Source organism: Propionimicrobium sp. PCR01-08-3 (assembly GCF_030286045.1).
Lineage (GTDB): Bacteria > Actinomycetota > Actinomycetes > Propionibacteriales > Propionibacteriaceae > Brooklawnia.
On the sequence record NZ_CP127390.1, the window covers coordinates 768,549 to 788,033 of the forward strand.

General features: G+C 64.0%; 12 protein-coding genes and 1 pseudogene. 7 read left to right on the forward strand and 6 right to left on the reverse strand.

What is annotated here, in order from left to right; translation table 11 throughout:
• The first annotated feature begins 228 nt into the window (after nucleotides 1–228).
• A complete protein-coding gene (locus tag QQ658_RS03660) occupies nucleotides 229–657 on the forward strand; it encodes an RbsD/FucU family protein (RefSeq protein WP_286026316.1) in 429 nt (142 codons plus the stop codon).
• A gap of 301 nt (nucleotides 658–958) precedes the next feature.
• Here QQ658_RS03660 and QQ658_RS03665 read toward each other — a convergent pair whose 3' ends face one another.
• Both QQ658_RS03665 and QQ658_RS03670 read right to left on the reverse strand, forming a co-directional pair.
• Complete coding sequence (locus tag QQ658_RS03665; RefSeq protein WP_286026317.1) at nucleotides 959–3,985, reverse strand: FAD-binding and (Fe-S)-binding domain-containing protein; 3,027 nt, start codon at nucleotides 3,983–3,985, stop codon at nucleotides 959–961.
• Nucleotides 3,982–4,446: a MarR family winged helix-turn-helix transcriptional regulator gene (locus tag QQ658_RS03670; RefSeq protein WP_286026318.1), complete on the reverse strand. Its 465-nt coding sequence runs from the start codon at nucleotides 4,444–4,446 to the stop codon at nucleotides 3,982–3,984. Before QQ658_RS03670 ends, QQ658_RS03665 begins: the two co-directional genes overlap by 4 nt.
• A 355-nt stretch (nucleotides 4,447–4,801) precedes the next feature.
• Between QQ658_RS03670 and QQ658_RS03675 the strand changes: the two genes are divergently transcribed.
• Both QQ658_RS03675 and QQ658_RS03680 read left to right on the forward strand, forming a co-directional pair.
• Nucleotides 4,802–6,676 (forward strand): AMP-dependent synthetase/ligase, encoded by a 1,875-nt coding sequence (locus QQ658_RS03675; RefSeq protein ID WP_286026319.1) that lies wholly within the window; start codon nucleotides 4,802–4,804, stop codon nucleotides 6,674–6,676.
• Between the two features lie 167 nt (nucleotides 6,677–6,843).
• Nucleotides 6,844–7,713, forward strand: a complete 870-nt coding sequence (locus QQ658_RS03680) for an acyl-CoA thioesterase (RefSeq protein ID WP_286026320.1) — start codon at nucleotides 6,844–6,846, stop codon at nucleotides 7,711–7,713.
• A 67-nt stretch (nucleotides 7,714–7,780) separates the two neighbouring features.
• On the opposite strand, the gene gnd is transcribed toward QQ658_RS03680, so the two are convergent.
• On the reverse strand, nucleotides 7,781–9,223 hold the full coding sequence (gene gnd / locus QQ658_RS03685) for an NADP-dependent phosphogluconate dehydrogenase (protein ID WP_286026321.1): 1,443 nt from the start codon (nucleotides 9,221–9,223) through the stop codon (nucleotides 7,781–7,783).
• 136 nt (nucleotides 9,224–9,359) lie between these two features.
• On the opposite strand from gnd, the pseudogene QQ658_RS15505 reads away from it, so the two are divergent.
• Together QQ658_RS15505 and QQ658_RS03690 are read left to right on the forward strand one after the other, a co-directional pair.
• Nucleotides 9,360–9,482: pseudogene (locus tag QQ658_RS15505) on the forward strand (LacI family DNA-binding transcriptional regulator); the annotation flags it as partial.
• A gap of 54 nt (nucleotides 9,483–9,536) precedes the next feature.
• A complete protein-coding gene (locus QQ658_RS03690) occupies nucleotides 9,537–10,349 on the forward strand; it encodes a LacI family DNA-binding transcriptional regulator (RefSeq protein WP_502928945.1) in 813 nt (270 codons plus the stop codon).
• A gap of 240 nt (nucleotides 10,350–10,589) precedes the next feature.
• Here QQ658_RS03690 and QQ658_RS03695 read toward each other — a convergent pair whose 3' ends face one another.
• Nucleotides 10,590–11,861, reverse strand: a complete 1,272-nt coding sequence (locus QQ658_RS03695) for a lactate racemase domain-containing protein (RefSeq protein ID WP_286026323.1) — start codon at nucleotides 11,859–11,861, stop codon at nucleotides 10,590–10,592.
• A 382-nt stretch (nucleotides 11,862–12,243) separates the two neighbouring features.
• On the opposite strand from QQ658_RS03695, the gene uxaC reads away from it, so the two are divergent.
• Entirely contained in the window at nucleotides 12,244–13,671 is a 1,428-nt protein-coding gene (gene uxaC, locus QQ658_RS03700) for a glucuronate isomerase (RefSeq protein WP_286026324.1), read from the forward strand.
• Nucleotides 13,668–15,062, forward strand: coding sequence for a mannitol dehydrogenase family protein (locus QQ658_RS03705; RefSeq protein ID WP_286026325.1), 1,395 nt, complete (start codon nucleotides 13,668–13,670; stop codon nucleotides 15,060–15,062). Before uxaC ends, QQ658_RS03705 begins: the two co-directional genes overlap by 4 nt.
• Nucleotides 15,063–15,219: 157 nt before the next feature.
• Here QQ658_RS03705 and QQ658_RS03710 read toward each other — a convergent pair whose 3' ends face one another.
• Both QQ658_RS03710 and pepN read right to left on the reverse strand, forming a co-directional pair.
• The gene (locus tag QQ658_RS03710) at nucleotides 15,220–16,485 is read right to left on the reverse strand and encodes a dihydroorotase (RefSeq protein ID WP_286026326.1); all 1,266 of its coding nucleotides are present in this window, start codon (nucleotides 16,483–16,485) and stop codon (nucleotides 15,220–15,222) included.
• On the reverse strand, nucleotides 16,482–19,220 hold the full coding sequence (pepN, locus tag QQ658_RS03715; protein ID WP_286026327.1) for an aminopeptidase N: 2,739 nt from the start codon (nucleotides 19,218–19,220) through the stop codon (nucleotides 16,482–16,484). The genes QQ658_RS03710 and pepN overlap by 4 nt, the downstream gene beginning before the upstream one ends.
• Nucleotides 19,221–19,485: the final 265 nt, after the last annotated feature.

Consider the following 19,485-nt stretch of genomic DNA (forward strand, 5'->3'; position numbering starts at 1 on the left):
CCGCGATTGGTGACCCGAATCGACCCGTCCCGCGGGTGCAGCGAGCTTCAGCTCGAGATCGGGGAAGCTTTTGCACTGTCGGCGCTGCTAACCGGATGCGGCTGGGTCGGCGATGGGCACATCGGCCCGAACTGCGGGATTTGGGCCCAGACGGGATGCGCTCGTTATTGTTGGGTCGGCGTAGTAGCCGATCGGACGCGGCGGCGTCCGACTCAAAGTGGAGGTGTCATGCTCAAGAATATTGATCCCCGGATGAGTCCGGAACTGTTGTACGTGCTCGCTCAGATGGGGCACGGCGACCGGCTGGCGATCGTCGATCGCAACTATCCGGTGGTCTCCACAGCGCAGCGAGTGGTGCGTCTGGACGCGCTGAATCTCACCGAGGCGCTGGACGTGGTGCTCAGCGTGTTTCCCGTCGACAATTTCGTTGAGCAGCCGGTGGCCGGTATGAACAATGTGGACGATCCGGAGGCCATCCCGGAGGTTCAGCAGCAGGCGTTCGCCGCCGTCAACGCCGCTGAAGGACGCACGGTCGGCGTGCAGCGTCTGCCGCGTTTCGACTTCTACCAGCAGGCCGCCAGCTGCTTCGCAGTGCTCGCGACCAGCGAAGCACGTCCCTACGGCTGCATCATGGTGACCAAGGGCGTCATCTTCTGATCGGACGAGCGGTGCTCACTCGTCCATTTCGGCTCGTCTGATCTGTCGGCCGTTTACTCCGATGACGCTCGCCTTATTTCATGGACGCTCGCCTAAGTGTCTAAACGCTCGCCGTCGTACATATAGCCTAATCAAGAGGAGTTTGCTGCTGTTGCAACGCGAGCGAACTCCCTTTGGGCGAGCGTCGTGTAGGACGGCGAGCATTGGGGGCGGACGGCGAGCGATATTGCAGAGCGTTTGGCGGGCGTGGGCCCTGATTGCACGGCAGACCGCCGATCCGAAGCCGGACGATCCGGACGGGCTACAGGTGCGCGACGAGCAGCTCGGCCAGGGTGACGGCTTGGCGTCCGTCGACCAGGTCGGCGACCTGTTTGCGGCAGCTGAATCCGTCGGCCAGCACGATCGCGTCCGGGCCTGCCTGGCGGATCGCCGGCAGCAGGTCGTGCTCGGCCACCTTGACCGAAACCTCGTAGTGACCGCGCTCGACACCGAAGTTGCCGGCCAGCCCGCAACAGCCGCCCAGGGTCGTCACGGTCGCGCCGGTGCGCATCAACAAGGCCGCATCGGCGTCCCAACCGAGCACGGACGCATGGTGACAGTGTGGCTGAGCCACGACGACGTGACCCGCCAAACTCGGTGGCTGCCAGTCGTCCAACGAACCCAAGACCTCGGCCAAGGTGCGAATTGCCGAGGCGACCACCGGCACCCGGGAATCGTCCGGCAGCAACTCGGGAGCATCCGAACGCCATACCGCCATGCAGCTCGGCTCCATACCCACGATCGGGACGCCCTGCTCGGCGATCGGGGCCAACACGTCGAGCGCATGATTCAACTGTTTGCGGGTCCCGTCCAGCTGGCCGGTGGTGATCCAGGTCAGCCCACAACAGGCGTCCTGCGAGATGACTCTCGGTACGAAACCGATACTCACCAGCAGATTCACCAGGGCCGCCAATTGACCTCCGGCAAATGCATCGGTGAAGGAGTCGACCCAGATAGCGATCGGGCCGCGTGATCCCGCCGGGGTTTTTGTGCTCCCTACCTGATCGTGTGCGCGGGCGCTGGTGGTGGAATCTGATCTGGCGTGCTCCGAGGTGCCGTCTCGATCCTGGCCCGGAGCGTTCGATGACTCATCAATGCCACGTCCGGGCGCGGCTTCGCCCGTCTTGCTGGCGCTATCGTGCGTTTTATTCTGATGGTCATCGGAACCAGGCTTGGGCACCTGGGCCGCTGGGGTTCCGTCAGACTCATAGTTCAGGTGACTGGCCGCCGCACCGGTACGGAACCGGGGCATCGGACGCCGCTGATCGACACCTGCGACCGCCTTCACGATGGCGCTCAGACCAGGAGTCTGCAGCACGAAGTTCGCAACCGCACCCAGCCGCAATTTGGTGGCCAATCTGCCCCAGCGCGGCAGCCAGCCGAGTGCATAGTGCGACAGTGGACGCAGCCTGTGTTTGTGCTTCTCAAACAGCACCCGGGACTTATAGGCGGCCATGTCGATACCGGTCGGACAATCCCTGCGGCAGCCCTTGCACGCCAGGCACAGCTCCAGGGCCTCGGCCACCTCGGGGGATGCCCATCCCCCGGTGATCAGCTCGCCGTTCAGCATCTCCTGCAGCACGCGGGAGCGTCCGCGGGTGGTGTCTTTCTCGTCCCCGGTCGCCTGGAAGCTCGGGCACATCACACCGCCGGTGATGGTGGTGTTCGCGCGGCACTTGCCGACACCGGTGCACTGATGCACGGCAAGGGTGAACGCCGGATCCTTCATCGCCAGCGGAGAACGCCGGAGCCCGGCGATCCTGACGTTCGCGTTCAACGGCTCTGGGTCGACCAGCACGCCCGGGTTGAGCAGATTCTTGGGGTCAAAGATCTGCTTGACCTGCCCGAACAGCTTCAGCGCGTCGCCCGAATACATCAACGGCAGCAGCTCGCTTCGCGCTCTGCCGTCGCCGTGTTCGCCTGACATCGACCCGCCGTAGCGGGCCACCAACTCACCGGCGGCGAACATGAAATCGTGCAGCACCTGGATGCCGTTCTCGGCGTCCAGCGGAAAATCGATCCGGCAGTGCACGCAGCCTTCGCCGAAATGCCCGTACGGCAGCCCGTGCAATCCGAAGCGGGAGAGCAGGGCCTCGAAGTCGCGCAGATAGGCGCCCAGTTTCGGCGCCGGAACCGCTGAATCCTCCCAGCCGGCGTGCGCCGGTTTATCGAGAGCGACCGCGGCGAGCCCGGCGGCGTCGGTACGGATCGTCCACAGTCTGGCGGCTTCGTGGGCGTCGGGTACTACCCAGCCCTCGGTCGCACCGGAGACATCCACTACTTTCTGGGCGCGCCCGGCGAGCTCGTCCGCATCGTCACCGACCAACTCGATGAACAGCCAGGCATCCCCTTCGGGCAGCGGTGGTACCGCCTGCGGGCCGATTCGCTCGGCCACCACGTTCGACAGTCTGCGGTCCATCCCTTCGCAGGCGGTCGGCCGGTACGGCAGGATGCGCTCCATCGCGTCCGCGCCATCGGCCATCGTCGGATACCCGAGCGCCACCGTCGTCTTCAGCGGGGCGTCGCGCACCAGCCGGACGGTCGCCTTGGTGATGATGCCCAAGGTGCCCTCGGTGCCGGCGAAGAAACTCGCCACATCGAAGTCCTTCTCGGGCAGCAGGTGCTCCATGCTGTATCCGGATACCTGCCTGGAGAAGGTGCCGAACTCGGTGCGGATGGTGCCCAGATTGTCCAGCACCACCCCGCGCAGCTTGCCGAGCAGATCGCCCTCCGCGCCACTTCGCAGGGTCAGCAACTCACCGGTGCCGGTAATGACCTCGAGCTCGATGATGTTGTCGGAGCTTCGTCCGTACCCCAGAGCACGTGGTCCGCAGGCATTGTTGCCGATCATGCCGCCGATGGTGCAGCGATTTGAGGTCGACGGATCGGGGCCGAAACGCCAGCCCTCCGGATTGGCGCGGGCTTGCAGCGCCGACTGCACCACACCCGGTTCCACGACGGCCGTGCCGGCCTCGGCGTCCAGTGACAAAACGTGGTTGAGGTGACGGGAGGTATCGATCACCAAACCGGGCCCGACGGCGTTGCCCGCGCAGGAGGTGCCGGCGCCTCGTCCGGTGATAGGAAGGCCCACCGCCAACGCGGCGCGCACCAGCTCGATCAGTTCGTCGCGGCTGCGGGGGGTCGCCACGATCTCGGGAACCATCCGGTAAAGCGATGCGTCCGTCGAATACAACGCTCTGGCAAGGGTCGATTGATCCAAACAGGAATCGTCGGACAGCTTGGCCCGAAGCTCGGCGACCTTGTCGAGGATGGCGGTGCCGGCGCTCACCGTTCGTCCCCGGCCGCGTCGAGCACAGCCTGCATGGCGCGGCCGAGGCCCTCCCAGTCCTCTTCTGCGACCGGGTCGATGAGCACGCGGCGCACCGACTCCACATGATCGACGGCAGCGACCTGCAGCTTCTCGAGACCCTTGTCGGTCAGTTTCGCGATCACCCCGCGACGGTCATCGGCAGCCGTCTCACGGGTGATCAGCCCCTCGCATTCCATCCGGTTGACGGTGTGCGTCAACCTGGACCTGGACTGATTTGCGCCATCGGCAAGCTGCGACATGCGGATGGAGCGTCCCGGAGATTCGGATAGCACGACGAGCACCTCGTATTCATTCAGATCGAGATTATGCGGTCGCAAGTCTGCATTGAGTTGCTCGTTGATCCAAGCCGACGCATTCAACCAGTTGCGCCAGATCGTCTGCTGGGACGGCGATAACCAGCGGGCCACGTGCTCGGACATGGCCAACATCCTAGTGGGGCAGTTGAATGATGAATGGTCGGGGTATTCGGCGCGCAGGGCCGCTCATGTCGCATCGGACGGACCGGTTCAGGTCACCCCGGACCGTCGGTTACCGGGTGGGCATCCAAGGGCTGCTTCGCGGGCCGGCCACCGACTCATTGAGAGGCATCGCACAGACTTGGGATCGGCATCTTGGAGCCTCTCGCCAGAGCATGGAAGGGCGCTTGCAAGCTAGGATCGAGCGTCAGCACATCGTTTCCGCTGCTCAGGCAGCGGGTGAGAAACCTGACGACGCGGATATCGCTGTTGGGAGTGGCAGTGGTCCAGAATCAGGCAGCGGGTTAGAGGGAGCGCAATGAACGCCAACGCACAGCAGGTCGCCGAAACGATTCTCACGCAATGTGCCTCCGACTACCCGACCATGTTCCGCAACCGGGTCGCGGACGATCCCGCCAAGGTGGCTTTCACCATTCCCGATGGCGACGGCTGGCGTGATCTGACCTGGACGCAGACTCGCCAGATCGCGGACCGTGCTGCCGCGGGTTTCATTTCGCTCGGTCTGAAATATGAGCAGCGGGTGGCCATCGCCTGCTCGACTCGCATCGAATGGATCGAGGCCGATCTGGGCATCGCCTGCGCCGCCGCAGCGACCACCACCGTCTATCCCAACACCAATGTCGACGAGATGGCTCACATCGTCACCGATTCGGATTCGGTGATGATGGTGCTGGAGAACAACGCGCAACTTAGCAAGGTCCAGCAGGCGTCCCAATTGGGCACCCAGCTCAGTTCCATCGTCCTGATCGACGACGACCGGCCCGCCGATGCTGCCGTCGACGAACGCGTCATCACCTGGGACGAGCTGCTGGAGCGCGGTGCGGGCTATCTCGCCGAGCATCCGGACTGCGTGGATGAGGCCATCGCCACGCTCGGCCCCGATTCGCTGTCGACGCTGATCTACACCTCGGGCACCACCGGCGACCCCAAAGGTGTCGAGTTGCTGCACCGTAGCTGGGCTTATGAGGGTGCGGCGATGAAGTACTACGATTTCGTCTTCCCCGATGATGTGCTGTACCTATGGCTGCCCCTCAGCCACGTCTTCGGCCGCGACCTGTTGTCGGTGCAGTTGCAGATCGGCTTCCGGGCCATCGTCGATGGACGCGTGGATCACATCGTCGACGGCCTCGCCTCGACCCACCCGACGATCCTGGTCGGGGTGCCGCGCATCTTCGAAAAGGTCCGCGCGACCGTCATGACCATGTATCCGCAAAAGGGCCTGAAGGGGCGTATCTCTCGCTGGGCATTCCGGGTCGGACGCGAGTCGCGCCCCTACCGGCTGGCCGATCGTCCACTGCCCGGAATACTGAAGATGCAATACGCGGTCGCCGAGAAGCTGGTCTTCAGCAAGCTGAAGCAGAAACTCGGTGGGCGGATGCGCTTCATGATCTCGGGCTCGGCAAAGCTGTCCCGTCAGGTGCAGGAGTGGTTCTTTAGCGCGGGCATCACCATCGTCGAAGGCTATGGCGCAACCGAAACCGCTGCGATCACCTTCTTGAACCTGCCCGATCGTCCGAGATTCGGCACGGTCGGCCCGGTCATCCCGGGGCTCCAGGTCAAGATCGCCGACGATGGCGAAGTGCTGGTTTCGGGCCCGACGGTCGCACGTGGCTACCATCGGCTGGACGAGGAAAGCGCCGAGGCATTCAAGGATGGCTGGTTCGGTACCGGCGACGTCGGCAAGCTGGATTCCGACGGCTACCTGACCATCACCGACCGCAAGAGGGACCTTTTCAAGAGCTCGAACGGCAAGTATGTGGCCCCGCAAAAGGTCGAGAACGCGGTCATGGCGACCATTCCCTACGTCAGCCAGGTGGTCGCGATCGGCCAGGACCGCAAGTACGTCACGGCGCTCATCACCTTGGACGAGCCACAGCTTCGTAAATGGGCCGCCCGCCGCGGCAAGGAGAATCTGTCGTACGAGGAACTGACCCAAGAGCCGGGAATCCACCAGTCGATCGACAGGTTCGTCCGCAAGACCAATGCCAAACTCGAGCGTTGGGAGCAGATCAAGCGGTACACGATCCTGCCCGCCGAGTTGAGCATGGCCGACGGTACGCTCACGCCGAGTCTGAAGGTGCGTCGCGACGCGGTGAATGACACCTACGCCGATCAGATCGAAGCCATGTATGACGATGACGCGCCCAGAAGCGATCTGGTGGTGTCGGGATAGAGGCCGGACTCCGCGCGGCGGCCCGGGCGCACCAGCCCGCGGTTTGGGATGCTGCGATAACGAATGCGTCTGTAGGGGACGCGTACCGAAACGAGGATCACCCCGGCTCACCGGCCGGTCACCACGGGAAGGCTGACGGATGACGGACTACGGGCACGGTTGCGTACATGAGTGATGACGTGTTCATAACCGAGGTACAGTTGCGTTGGACCGACCTGGACGCCCAGGGCCACGTCAACAACGTCATGGTGGCCGACTATCTGCAGCAGGCCAGGGCAGAGTTCATGCTGTCCGGCGAGGCGTGCGAGATGATCGACGACGGCGTCGTGGTGGTCGACCACAAGATCGCCTATCACGGTTCCATCTATTACAGCGATGACCCGCTGACCGCCCAGTTGTGGGTGGCCGAACTCGGGGCGGCCAGGGTCGTGATCGCCTACCGGTTGTTGCAGGCGGACCGATTGTGCGTCGAGGCGCGCAGCACGCTGTGCGCCTACGATTTCGAGCGGATGGTTCCCCGGCGGATGACTCGCCGAGAGCGCGGGTTCTTCGCGTCCTGGCTCGACGAGGCAACGCAGGCCTTGCCCGAGGTCGCCTCACCCGAGCTGAACGGACGCGGCTGGGTCACGCCGATCCGGCTGCGCTGGTCCGATCCGGACCGCTACCAGCACGTCAACAACGTGCGATACCTCGACTACGTGCTGGCCGGACGCGTCGACATGACCACCCATGCCGACTGGTCGATGGCCCGGGTCGCGATGGGCAACGAGCAGGCGGTGCGCTGGCTGATCGCGCGGCAGGACATCGACTATCTGGTGCAGACGACGTTTCGGCTGGAGCCTTATCACGTGCTGACCGCACCGGTCCGGCTGGGCACCACGTCGATGGTGCTGGCCACCGAGATCGTCGATCCCGAGACCGGCATCGTCCATGCCAAGGCCCGTACGGTCACCGTCTGCTCCGACGGTGATGGACGCAAGCGCCCGCTGCCCGAGGCCGGGCGCGCTGCTCTCGAGAAGATGCTGATAACCGAGTAGGGCCCGATGAAACCGAACCGGCCGGCTTCCCGAAGGAAACCGGCCGGTTGATCAAGCTGACGCGGACTCAGTCGTCCGAGGTCTTCTCCTCGGAGCGGTCGCCCGACCAATCCAGGTGCCAGTGCCCGGGCTGATCGACACGCTCATAGGTGTGCGAACCGAAGTAGTCGCGCAGGCCCTGGGTGAGGGCCGCGTTGTTGCGCGGCGCGCGAGCCATGTCGTAGTAGGCCAGCGAGCTCGAGAACACTGGCGCCGACACACCCGACTGCACGGCGGCCGAGACGACCCGGCGCCAGGCGTCGTTGTACTGGGCGAGCTGCGGGGCGATCGACGGCGCACACATCAGCGAGACCAGCTCGAGATTGGCCGAGTATTCCTGGCGGATGTTCTCCAGCAGCTTGGCGCGGATGATGCAGCCGTCGCGCCAGATCTTCGCGCAATCGGCGACATTGATGTTCCAGCCGAACTCCATGCCACCGGTACGGATCTCGTCGAAGCCCTGCGAGTAGGCGACGACCTTGGACGCCCACAGCGCCTGGCGGACGTCCTCGACGAAAGCAGCCTTATCGGGAACCTGCAGCGTCCGGTCGGGGCCCTGCAGAGTCTGTTGAGCGGCGGCGCGCAGGTCGTCATGGCTCGACTCGGCGCGGGCGAAGACCGACTCGGCGATGCCGTTGACCGGCACGCCCAATTCAAGGGCGGTCTGCACCGTCCAGGTGCCGGTGCCCTTCATGCCGGCGCGGTCCTTGATCACGTCAACCAGCGCGGCACCGGTCTGCGGATCCTTCTGGGCGAGCACGTCGGCGGTGATCTCGATCAGGTAGCTTGACAGCTCACCGGTGTTCCAACTCTTGAAGACCTCGGCGGCCTCGTCGTTGCCGATGCCGGCGGCCTTCAGCAGCTCATAGGCCTCGCCGATCACCTGCATGTCGGAGTATTCGATGCCGTTGTGAATCATCTTGACGAAGTGGCCGGCGCCGTTCGGGCCGATCCAGGTGCAGCAGGGTTCGTCGCCCACGTGGGCCGAGATGGCTTCCAGCATCGGGCCGACGATCTGGTAGCTCTCGGGGGTGCCCCCGGGCATGATGGAGGGGCCGGTCAGCGCGCCGTATTCGCCGCCCGACACGCCGGTGCCGACGAAGTGGAACCCCTTGGCGGAGATTTCTTTTTCGCGGCGGATTGTGTCCCGGAAGTTGGCGTTGCCGGCGTCCAGAATGATGTCGCCGGGTTCCAGGTAGGGAAGCAATTCTTCGATGGTGGCGTCGGTGGCGTCTCCTGCCTTCACCATGACGATGATGGAGCGTGGGTGTTCGATCGAGGCAACGAAATCTGCGATCGACTCCGATCCGATGAAGTTACCTTCGTTGCCGTGCTCAGCTAACACATGCTGAGTCTTGGCGTAGGTGCGGTTAAAGATCGCGACGGTGAAGCCCTTGTGGGCGAGATTACGGGCGAGGTTTGAGCCCATCACCGCCATACCGACGACGCCGATATTGGCTTTCTCTGACATATGTTGCCTCTCCTTGCTGTGTCGAGCTGAACAAACCCTAATCCAACATTATTATCATCGGCGAGCATTCCTGCACGTAGCGCACCGGTCGGTTACAGTGGCAGTCGTGGAGAATCCGGGCTCAACTGACAGGGCTGTGACGATCTATGATGTCGCAGCCGCCGCGGGGGTAAGTCCGTCTACGGTTTCGCGAGCCTTTTCGCGGCCAGGGCGGGTGAGCGCAAGGACTGCCGCTCACATTCACGAAGTGGCCGCGGAGCTCGGTTATCGAGCTCCTCAGACGGCGAAGGCCGAGGCTTCACATCATTCGAAGATGCTGGGCATCAGCGCCACCGACATCACCAACCCGTTCTTTTTCGGAATCATTCGTGGTGCCGAGCATGTCGCGGTCGCCGAAGATTTCTCCATCATGTTGGCCGACTCCCAAGAAAACGATGAACTGGAGCGCCGGCTCTTCGATCGGACGATGCCGTTGGTCGACGGCATGATCGTCGCGACCTCGCGACTGCCAGATTCCGTGCTGCGCAGCGCCGCCAAAAGAGCGCCGGTCGTGTCGCTGAACCGGCTCGTCCCCGGGCTGCCGTGCGTGATCACCGACAACGCCCGGGGCATGCGCAGGGCATTGGAGCATCTCGCCGAACTGGGGCACCGCCGGGTCGCCTACGTCAGTGGTCCCACCACTTCCTGGGCGGACGGAGCCAGGCAGCGCGCATTCCGCGAGGGCTGTTATGAACTCGATCTCGTGGAGCACCGGGTCGGGCCGACCGCTCCTACGGTTCGCGGCGGAATGAGCATCTTCCCGCAGATCCGTGAGCAGCGGGTGACTGCTGTGATCGGCTTTAATGACATCGTCGCCGTCGGAATCATGCGCGCGGCCAAGGCAGCCGGGCTGCACGTGCCGGGTGAGCTGTCGGTGGTCGGCATTGACAACGTCTTCGTCTCCGATCTGGTCAGCCCGGGCTTGACCACCATCGCGTCGCCGCTGACGTTGCTGGGGGAGCGGGCCGCACGCACCGTCATCGCGCTGGTCAACGGCCGGGAGCCGGAGACGACGGCCGATCATCCGTCGGTGTTGCCGATGCGGCTGATCGTCCGAGAATCGACCGGGCCGGCGGTTCGCCGCTGAGGTCTGGCAGAGCCCTCGGTGGTTCGGGCCCTCGGTGGTTCGCCGCCACTTGTTCTTGCATGGGTCGGGTCTGACCGCGTCGTCCATCTGCTAGATGCTCTGGCTCGCGTTATGGCGTTTGCTTGCGTTGTGCCGCGAGCCAGGATCTATAGCGCGAGCGGGATCGCCGCCGAGGTCCGTAACGCGAGCGGAATCGCCGCCGACGGGCATGCATCGCGCCCGTCGGCGGGGGATGTGCTGCTACTCTGCTGGACGGTCGCCCGTCAGCCGGAACAGCACCTCACCGGCGTCGGTGACCACATGGAAGTTCGGGTCGTCCATCAGCGCAGGGATGGTCGCCGGGTCTCGGTAGCCGACGTTGATCGACTCACAGACCTCCGGCGGAATCGCGGTCGCGAAGGTCAGCTTCAACCGGCAATCCTCCACCCCGGTCTCGGCATCGTAGCTGCCGGCACCACGGGCATGCGTCGAATGCGCGAGCACACCCCACGGGATGTCCTTGAACTTGTCCCACTGCTTCACGTAGTAGTCACGGCAGTGATAGCCGATCTGGTAGATCTCGGGATGAGCCTCGGAGACCGTGGTGATATGCGGAGCATAGATGATGGTCTCGCCACCGTCGGCGACCGCAGGTTCGGTCTTGTAGAACCCCTTCGCCGCCGTCCAGATGTCGTGATAGCGATTCGGAATCTGCGCGATGACATTCGGGAAGGGCTCATCGACATAGGTGATGTGGGTCTGGGCGGTCACCTTGGACTGCTCGGCCCACGCGTCCTCGGGCGATCCGAAGGACGCGGACTCCAACTCGTCGGAGTAGGCCTTGACCACGAACGCCAGGCAGTACTTCTCGCCGCCGATCAGATTGGCGCCTTCGTTGATCATGGCGCGCACCGGAGTGATGCCGGTGGTGCCGATCATCTTCGCCGAGGTGATCAGCGCGCCCACCCAGTGAGTCATGTCGATCAGCTCATGGGCCGCGCAGCCCGGAATGAAGTACTTGTTGCCACCGGAAATACCGACCACCTCGTGCGGCAGGATCGGTCCGACGATGATCTTCACGTCCGATTCGACAACGGTCTTGTTGATCAGCACATCGGAGCCGATCTCGAGTCGGCCTCCGGACAGCTCGCTGATGCGCTCGCCGCTGATATGGCCGACGTTGACCAGCTGCTCGGGATCTTTCCAGAGATGATTGATGATCGGCATGCCCGGATAGACCTGCGCCGGGTCGGCGGCTGAATCGCCTGCGGTCCACTGCGCGATCTCGTCCGGCTCCATGTATTCGTGAGTGCCCAGCGCGATGACACAGGTCACGCTCGCGGCCTTATCGATGACGGCCCGATAGACCGCGGTCAAGATGCGGGGCATCGGGCAGCCACGGGTGTCGTCCGGAATGATCAGGCACACATTCTTGCCTGCGAGATCGATCTCGCCGATGGCCTCCGCGACGAACCCTTCGAACTCCTCGACCCCGATGTGATAGCCGGGACCGCCGACGGTGGGTATGGACATGACATGCTCCTGGTTGAATCGACTTCGAGCCTGGGCGGATGGGCCACGATGTCATCAGTCGCGGCTGAGGCCATTCGCGCAAGCCTTTGGGCGATCCGAAGGACGATGGTGGGTGCCGGTTCTTCGTCACGCCTCATGACGTTTCCGCTTACGATACCGCCTGAATCCGGCCTTGGATGTGTGAGCAGCACGTGGGACCGGCAGATTGGCGCGTAGCTGGACGGGCCGGTTCGGCGGTGAATCGTTCCTTGGGCGACCCATCAGACAAGGGCATGAAGTTCCTGACCAGCATGCAAAAGCGGGGTCACGTTCCCGCCAGCGGCAACTGGCAACTGCTGGCAACGGTTCGGGCGAGACGTCGTCGATGTATCAGAATGTGGCCATGGCTTCTGAACTCACTTTGCATGAAGATCGCCTGTTTCCGACGGACGAGGCAGTCCGGCAGATCGCGAGGCGAATCTATGCCGAAACCAAGGATCTGCCGATCATTTCCCCGCACGGCCACGTGCCGCCGTCGTGGATGAGCGAGAACCTCTCTTTCGATAACCCCACCCGGCTGCTGCTGACCCCCGACCACTACATCAACCGGATCCTGCACGCCAACGGCGTCGAACTGTCCGAGCTGGGCGTCCCCGTCACCCGCACCGACATGACCGAGGACGACAACCGTAAGGCGTGGCGGACCTTCTGCGAGCACTGGAGCGACTTCAACGGCACCGCGATGCGCTACTGGCTGACCGACCAGCTGGTGGGTGTCTTCGGCGTGCGCACGCGTCCGAGTGCCGAGACCGCAGACGAGATCTACGACACCATTCAGGCCTGGATCGACGACGACAACAACCATCGTCCGAAGCCATTGATGGATCAGTTCAAGATCGAGTTCATCGCGACCACCGATGACCCGTGTGATGATCTGCACGAGCATGAGAAACTTGCTGCCGACACCGAGTTCTCCGCCAGGCATCGTGTCGTGCCGACCTTCCGCCCCGACAAGTACCTGACCCCGGGCAATGCGAACTGGAACGAATCCGCCGACAAGCTCGGCGAGGTGACCGGCATCGATATTTCCACCTTGGCCGGGTTCACCGACGCTCTGGAGAACCGCCGCGCCTACTTCAAGGCTCATGGTGGCGTCAGCTCCGATCACGGCATCCAGGATCTGAACCTTGCCTACCTGGACGCCCAGGACGCCGAGCGGCTCTACCGCAAGGCACGCTCCGGTGAGATCAGCGCAACCGAAGCCGACGCCTTGCATCACCACCTGCTGATGGACCAGGTCCGGATGGCCACCGAGGACGGCCTGACCATCACCCTGCATCCGGGTGCCGTGCGCAACCACGACCGGGCCACCTTCGAGGAGTACGGAGCCGATGTCGGCTGCGACATCCCCGAAGCCCTCGAGGTCACCCGCGCCACTCAGGAGATGCTCAACCGGTTCGGCAATCACCCGAATCTCAACCTCGTGCTGTTCACTCTTGACGAGGACGTCTACAGCCGTGAGATCGCGCCATTGGCCGGCTTCTACCGTTCGGTCTTTATCGGTGTGCCCTGGTGGTTCATCGATGCGCCGGAGTCGATCATGCGGTTCAAGCAGTCGGTCACCGAGATGGCAGGCTTCAGCCGCATCTCCGGCATGATCGACGACACCCGCGCGTTCTGCTCCATCCCGGCTCGCCATGACATGATGCGCCGCTTGGACGCCACCCATCTGGCCAACCTGGTTTCCGCCCATCGTCTCGACGAGGACGAGGCCATCGAGCAGGCCCGCAAGCTGGTCGTCGACAACCCGAAGAAGGTATTCAAGCTGTGAACCACACCCTGAACCGCGCCGAGGACGGCCGTCCCGCCGCGCCGATCCGTATCGTCCACCTGGGTATCGGCAACTTCACCCGCGCCCACCAGGCCTGGTACACCGAGCACGCCACCGACGCCGATCAGTGGGGCATCGCCGGATTCCCCGGCCGCACCACCTTGGCGCCGAGGGTCTCGGCCCGTGACGATGCGCTGGACGCTCAAGAGGGCCTCTATCAGCTCGACGTGCAGGCGCCCGAGGGCGATCAGGTTGAGGTGATCAGCTCGGTCTCGAAGACCTTCCGGTCGCACGACATCGAATCATGGACGAAGCTGTTCGCCGACCCCCAGGTCGTCATCGTCACCTCGACCATCACCGAGGCCGGCTACTGCCGCAAACCCGATGGCAATCTCGATCTGGGCAACGCCGACGTGATCGCCGACCTCGACAAACTGAAGGCAGGACAGCTCGACGTGCCGGTCTTCACCGGCCCCGCGAAGTTCGTGCGGGGCCTGCTGGCCCGGCGGGCCGCCGGGGCGGGAGCCATCACTTTCGTGCCCTGCGACAACGTTCCCGAGAACGGCACGATGGCCGAGACCGTGATCCGGCAGGCCGCCGAATATGTCGATCCGGGCCTGGTGACCTGGATCGACGAGAACGTCGGATTCGTCACCACCATGGTCGACCGCATCACCCCGCACACCAGCGAGGAAGATGCCGCCAGGGTCGCCGAGCTGACCGGAATCACCGATCCCGGGCTGGTCGTCACCGAACCGTTCACCGAATGGGTGCTGGCCGGCGATTTCACAACCCCGCATCCCGATTGGGAGTCCGTCGGCGCGAAGTTCGTCGACGAGATCGGCCCCCATGAGATGCGCAAGCTGTATCTGCTCAACGGCGCGCATTCGTTGATGGCCTACTGCGCTCCGGTGCTCGGATTGGAGACCGTCTACCAGGCGATCAACGACGAGCGGGTTGCCGGCTGGGTGAATGCCTTCTGGGACGACGCGGTACAGCAGGTTCCGCTGCCCGACGACGAGAAGCAGGCGTATCGGGGAGCACTGTTGGAGCGGTTCACGAATCCGCAGATGAAGGATCAGTTGGCCCGGATCGCCGCCGACGGCAGCCAGAAGCTCCCGATCCGCACCGTGCCACATATCAAGGCATTCGCCGCCCGGGGTGCGGTCGCCAGCGGTGCCACTCGTGCGGTCGCCGGGTGGACGCTGCACCTGCGCGGTATCGGCGCGCCGATCTCGGATGCAGCCGTCTCAGCGCTGGTTGACGATGTGCGCGCTACCGACCTGGCGGGGGCCGTGAAGGCGGTGCTCGCCTTCCTCGAGGTGGACGACGACCAGGTTGCCGCCACCGTACTGAGCCAGGCTCAGGAGATGGAGGCCATGCAGCCCTGACACTTCGCGTCCGGCCTGCCTTGGCAGCAACTGAAAGAAGGTGCCCCCGCGACTCTGGGTCGCGGGGACACCTTCTGTTTGCACGTAGCCTGACTCCGCAGGTTTCCGGCCGCTACCAATCGGCGGCCAGTAATAACCGGATACTGGCGCTAATCGCCTACCGGCGCGAGTAACTGAGATGACCTGAGTAGAACGTCATCTCGATCGGATCGGGCAGTTCGAGGCCATGGTAGGGGTTGTTGCGGGCCTTCGAACTCGACTTCTCCCGATCGACAACGGCGCGCCTGATGGGGTCGACCAGTACCAGATTCGCGACCTCGCCGGGACGCAGCGAACCGCCCTGGGTGTTGGTCGTTCCGGTGATCTGCGCGGGTGCGGTGCTCATCACCCGGACGACGTCTGCCCAGGTCATGCGTCCGGTATTGATCATCGTCTCGACAACCGACGCCAACGCCTGCTCGAGACCGAGCATGCCAGGCTTGGCATGGGCGAAATCACCCTGCTTGGCCGACAGATCGTGCGGAGCATGATCGGTGCCGATAACGTCGATGGTGCCGTCGGCCAGCGCCTCGCGAAGCGCCTCGATATCTTCGGAACCGCGCAGCGGGGGATTCACCTTGAAAGTGGTATCCAGCCCTGACAGCCGATCCGACCCGAGAAGCAGATGATGCGGGGTTACCTCGGCCGTGACTTTGATGCCGCGCGCCTTTGCCCAGCGCACCACGTCGACACTTTCGGCCGTCGTGATGTGGCAGCAATGCAGCCTGCCGCTGGTGAGTTCGGCCAGCTGCACGTCGCGAGCGATGATGGTCGACTCGGCGGCCCACGGCCACCCGGTCAGACCGAGTTCGGCGGCGACCGAGGCCTCGTCTGCGGCAGCGTCCGGACCCGCCAACACGTGGTCCTGGCTATGTTGGGCGATCACCACCTGGTGCGCGGCCGAGAGCTCAAGCGCACGGCGCATCAGGGCGGAGTTCATCACGCAGCGCCCATCGTCGCTGAACATCTTCACCCCGGCATCGGCCATCGCAGCGATAGGCGAGAGCTGTTCACCGGCGAGCCCGATGGTGATCGAGCCGACCGGGAAGACCTCGGCGTTGTCTGCCTCGCGGCCCAGCTCGGCAACATGGGCGGCCCTGTCAACAGAATCGGTCACCGGATCGGTGTTCGCCATCGCGAACACGCCCGTAAAGCCACCCCGGGCCGCGCACGCCGTGCCGGTTGCCACGGTCTCGGACGCCTCGAACCCGGGCTCGCGCAGATGGGTGTGCATGTCGACGAAGCCCGGCAGTGCCAACAGCCCGTCGGCATCGATCAACTCGGCGTCTGGCGCAGGCTCGGCAGCCAGGCGTCCGTCGACGATGTTCAACTGCAGTGGATCACCGGCGGCCGAGCGCGCGCCGGTGATCCGGTAGTTGGTCACTGCTGGTTCCCGTTGGCTGCCTGGGCGGTTCCGGGAGCGGCCTGGTCACTCTCGTTCGCTGCCTGGCCGGGCCCAGATGTGTCCGGGGTGGGCTCGGATGCAGCCGGGGTGGAATCGGCTGCGGCCGGGCCGGAGCCCGCGGCAGCCAGACCGAACTCCTGCACTTTGATGCCACGCAGCGCTTCGGCCCTGGAATCGGTCAGCACGCGGCGCACCTGCTCGGGCAACTCACGAGCGGCCATCCACTCGTCCAATTTGGCGATCCACTCGCGATCGGCGAGCGGCGCGGGCCATAGATAATTGAGTGCGGTCTGCCGGGCCACGTGACCGCGCTTCGCCCAGCTGCCGGACGAGGTCGCGATCTGATCGCAAAGGTCGAGATAAGCGTCCTGGTAGCCGGCCACGAGCGCCTCCTGGCCGAACTTCCAGAAGTTGCCGGCAATCGCGATATGAGTGCCATTGGGCACGTCGGGATCATCGGTTGCGAGCCTCCAGGCTTCGGCCTTGGTGTCCGGATCGGCGAGTGCTGCACGTGCACCGGCCGCGAACTCGGCACCCGAGATGGTCTTATCGGACTCGTGTTCGGCGTTGATCTGAGCAGCGCTGATCTGCCCCAGCCGGGCGAGAGTCGTGACGATCGACCAACGACGATCGGCGTCGATCGGCAGTCCTTCGGGCACCTCCTCGCCGGCGAGCCAGCCTTCCATCAGGCCGGCTCCGGCAGGCGAATCAACCGCAGAAATCACGGCATCTGCAACGGCGATCTGGTGATCCGAGCCCGGCTGCGCAGTCTTCAGCAGCTCGGCGAGGCTTGCGATCAGGCGAGCCCGCAGTTGATGACGCTGTTCGGGAGCGCTGTAGCGGGTGACCGCGAGATGGGCCTGCCGCAACTGGTTGATGGTGGCCGTCACATCGGACTCGGTCGTCAGCCCGTTCAAGATCAGATCCAGATAATCGGACGAGGTCATCTCCGCATCGCGCCAGGTGTCCCAGGCGCTCGTCCAGACCACGGCACGAGCCAGCGGATCAACGAGTTCACTCAGGTGCTCGGTGACCACTTGCTGCGAGGCCTGGTCGAGACGGACCTTCGTGTAGCTGAGATCACGATCATTGAGCAACACCAGGTCAGCGTGCGGCTTGCCGATCAAAGCGTCCACGCTGGTGCGCTCACCCGTCACATCGATCTCGTGGGATTCGCGGCGCAGCAGGCCACCGGTGCGGCGGTCGTAGAGTCCGATGGCGAGCCGTTGGGTACGAAGAGTCGGATGAGCCGGATCGGCACTCTGCACGATCTCGAAACGGGAATAGCTGCCGTCTTCGGCGAGGTCGAAGTCGGCGCGCACCAGATTGACGCCGGTGGTCTCCAGCCATTCGGACGCAAAGCCCGACAGGTCGCGTCCGCTGGATTTCTGCAAGGCATCCAGCAGATCGGCGAAAGTGGTGTTGCCCCAGGCGTGCTCGTGAAGGTAATCGCGAACTCCGGCCAGGAACAGCGACTCGCTCACGTAGGCGACCAACTGCTTGAGTACGCTGGCGCCCTTGGCATAGGTGATGCCATCGAAGTTCTGGTCGACGGTTTCGAGGTCGACCATGTCGGCGGCGATCGGATGGGTGCCGGGTGCCTGGTCGACACGGTAGGCCCACAGCTTGCGCATGTTGGCGAAGGTCGTCCAGGGATCATTGCCGCCGTAGCGGTGCGCGATCTCGTTCTGGCAGTAGTAGGCGGACCATTCGGCAAAGCTCTCGTTCAGCCAGAGGTCATCCCACCAGCGCATGGTGACCAGATCGCCGAACCACATGTGGGCGAGTTCGTGCAGGATCGTATTGTCGCGCCGGGCGTAGTCGTCCGCGGTGACCTTGGAGCGGAAGAGATACTCATCGCGGAAGGTCACGCACCCGGCGTTCTCCATCGCGCCGGCATTGTACTCGGGCAAGAAAATCTGATCGTAGGAGTCGAAGGCGTATTCGCGTCCGAAGGCCTGTTCGTAGACCTCGAAACCACGCTGCGTGGTGGTGCCCATCTGCTCGTATTCGAGATACGGCGCCATCGACTCGCGGCAGACGAAGTCAGCCGGAATGGTGCCCCTGATCGAGGTGATCTCGCCCTCATGCACGTGAAATTCGCCTGCGACCAATGCGGTGATGTAGCTGGAGATCGGAGGCGTCGGATCGAAGCGCCAGGTGGCGAACCCGTCACCGGCAGGCTCGGGATCAACGCGATGTGAGTTGGAATAGACCTTCCAGTTCTCGGGCGCCTTGACCGTCAGCTCGTAGCTCGCCTTGAGATCGGGTTGATCGAAACAGCCGTACATGCGGCGGGCATCGGCGGTTTCGAACTGGGTGTAGAGATAAACCTTGCCGTCGGCCGGATCGACGAAGCGGTGCAGTCCCTCACCGGTCCGCGAGTAGCGGCACAGGGCGGTGACCGTCAACTGGTGTTCGCCGCTGCTCAGCTGAAGTGCCAGCCGATAGCCGTCGTGGGCATCGTGAGGCAGCTGCACTCCGTCGAGCCAGGCGTCGATGACCTCGTCGGCGATGAGGTCGAGCCAGCTGCTGCCTTCTTCGCTGGCGAACTGAATGGTCGAGGTGGAGATGAATGTAGCGGCCGGATCCGCAAGAGGCTCGTCGTCCAGCCCGCGTCCCGTCAGGTCGATCGATACACGATAGGCGTGGTTGGTGATGAGCTGGGAGCGAAGCCTGGCTTCTTCCCGGGTGATGTTCACCGAGCTGGTCATGGGCCTTCCAATCTTTGTTCGTCCGCATGCGCGCCGGGCCCGGACGCGTCCCCACTGATTGGGACGCCCGCACTCAGATCGTCCGGTTAGCGCCTGCTACGGCGTCCGTCGGCAGATCTGGGTCACACCCGCAAACACATAACACTTGGAGGTTACCGGTTGAGCCTGGCAATTTCTTTTCGCCTCGCGGGATTCAGGCATGCTCGGCGCCTGGCGCCTTTTACCCCCGGTCGCATCACTCGAGCGCCGGCACTCGGTGATATTC

What these genes read in the sequence shown, in the direction of transcription:
- QQ658_RS03670 (WP_286026318.1), bottom strand. Translation starts at nt 4,446, where the DNA reads ATGTCCGAGCACGTGGCCCGCTGGTTATCGCCGTCCCAGCAGACGATC.
- QQ658_RS03680 (WP_286026320.1), top strand. Translation starts at nt 6,844, where the DNA reads ATGAGTGATGACGTGTTCATAACCGAGGTACAGTTGCGTTGGACCGAC.
- pepN (WP_286026327.1), bottom strand. Translation starts at nt 19,220, where the DNA reads ATGACCAGCTCGGTGAACATCACCCGGGAAGAAGCCAGGCTTCGCTCC.
- QQ658_RS03695 (WP_286026323.1), bottom strand. Translation starts at nt 11,861, where the DNA reads ATGTCCATACCCACCGTCGGCGGTCCCGGCTATCACATCGGGGTCGAG.
- QQ658_RS03690 (WP_502928945.1), top strand. Translation starts at nt 9,537, where the DNA reads ATGCTGGGCATCAGCGCCACCGACATCACCAACCCGTTCTTTTTCGGA.
- QQ658_RS03660 (WP_286026316.1), top strand. Translation starts at nt 229, where the DNA reads ATGCTCAAGAATATTGATCCCCGGATGAGTCCGGAACTGTTGTACGTG.
- uxaC (WP_286026324.1), top strand. Translation starts at nt 12,244, where the DNA reads ATGGCTTCTGAACTCACTTTGCATGAAGATCGCCTGTTTCCGACGGAC.
- gnd (WP_286026321.1), bottom strand. Translation starts at nt 9,223, where the DNA reads ATGTCAGAGAAAGCCAATATCGGCGTCGTCGGTATGGCGGTGATGGGC.
- QQ658_RS03675 (WP_286026319.1), top strand. Translation starts at nt 4,802, where the DNA reads ATGAACGCCAACGCACAGCAGGTCGCCGAAACGATTCTCACGCAATGT.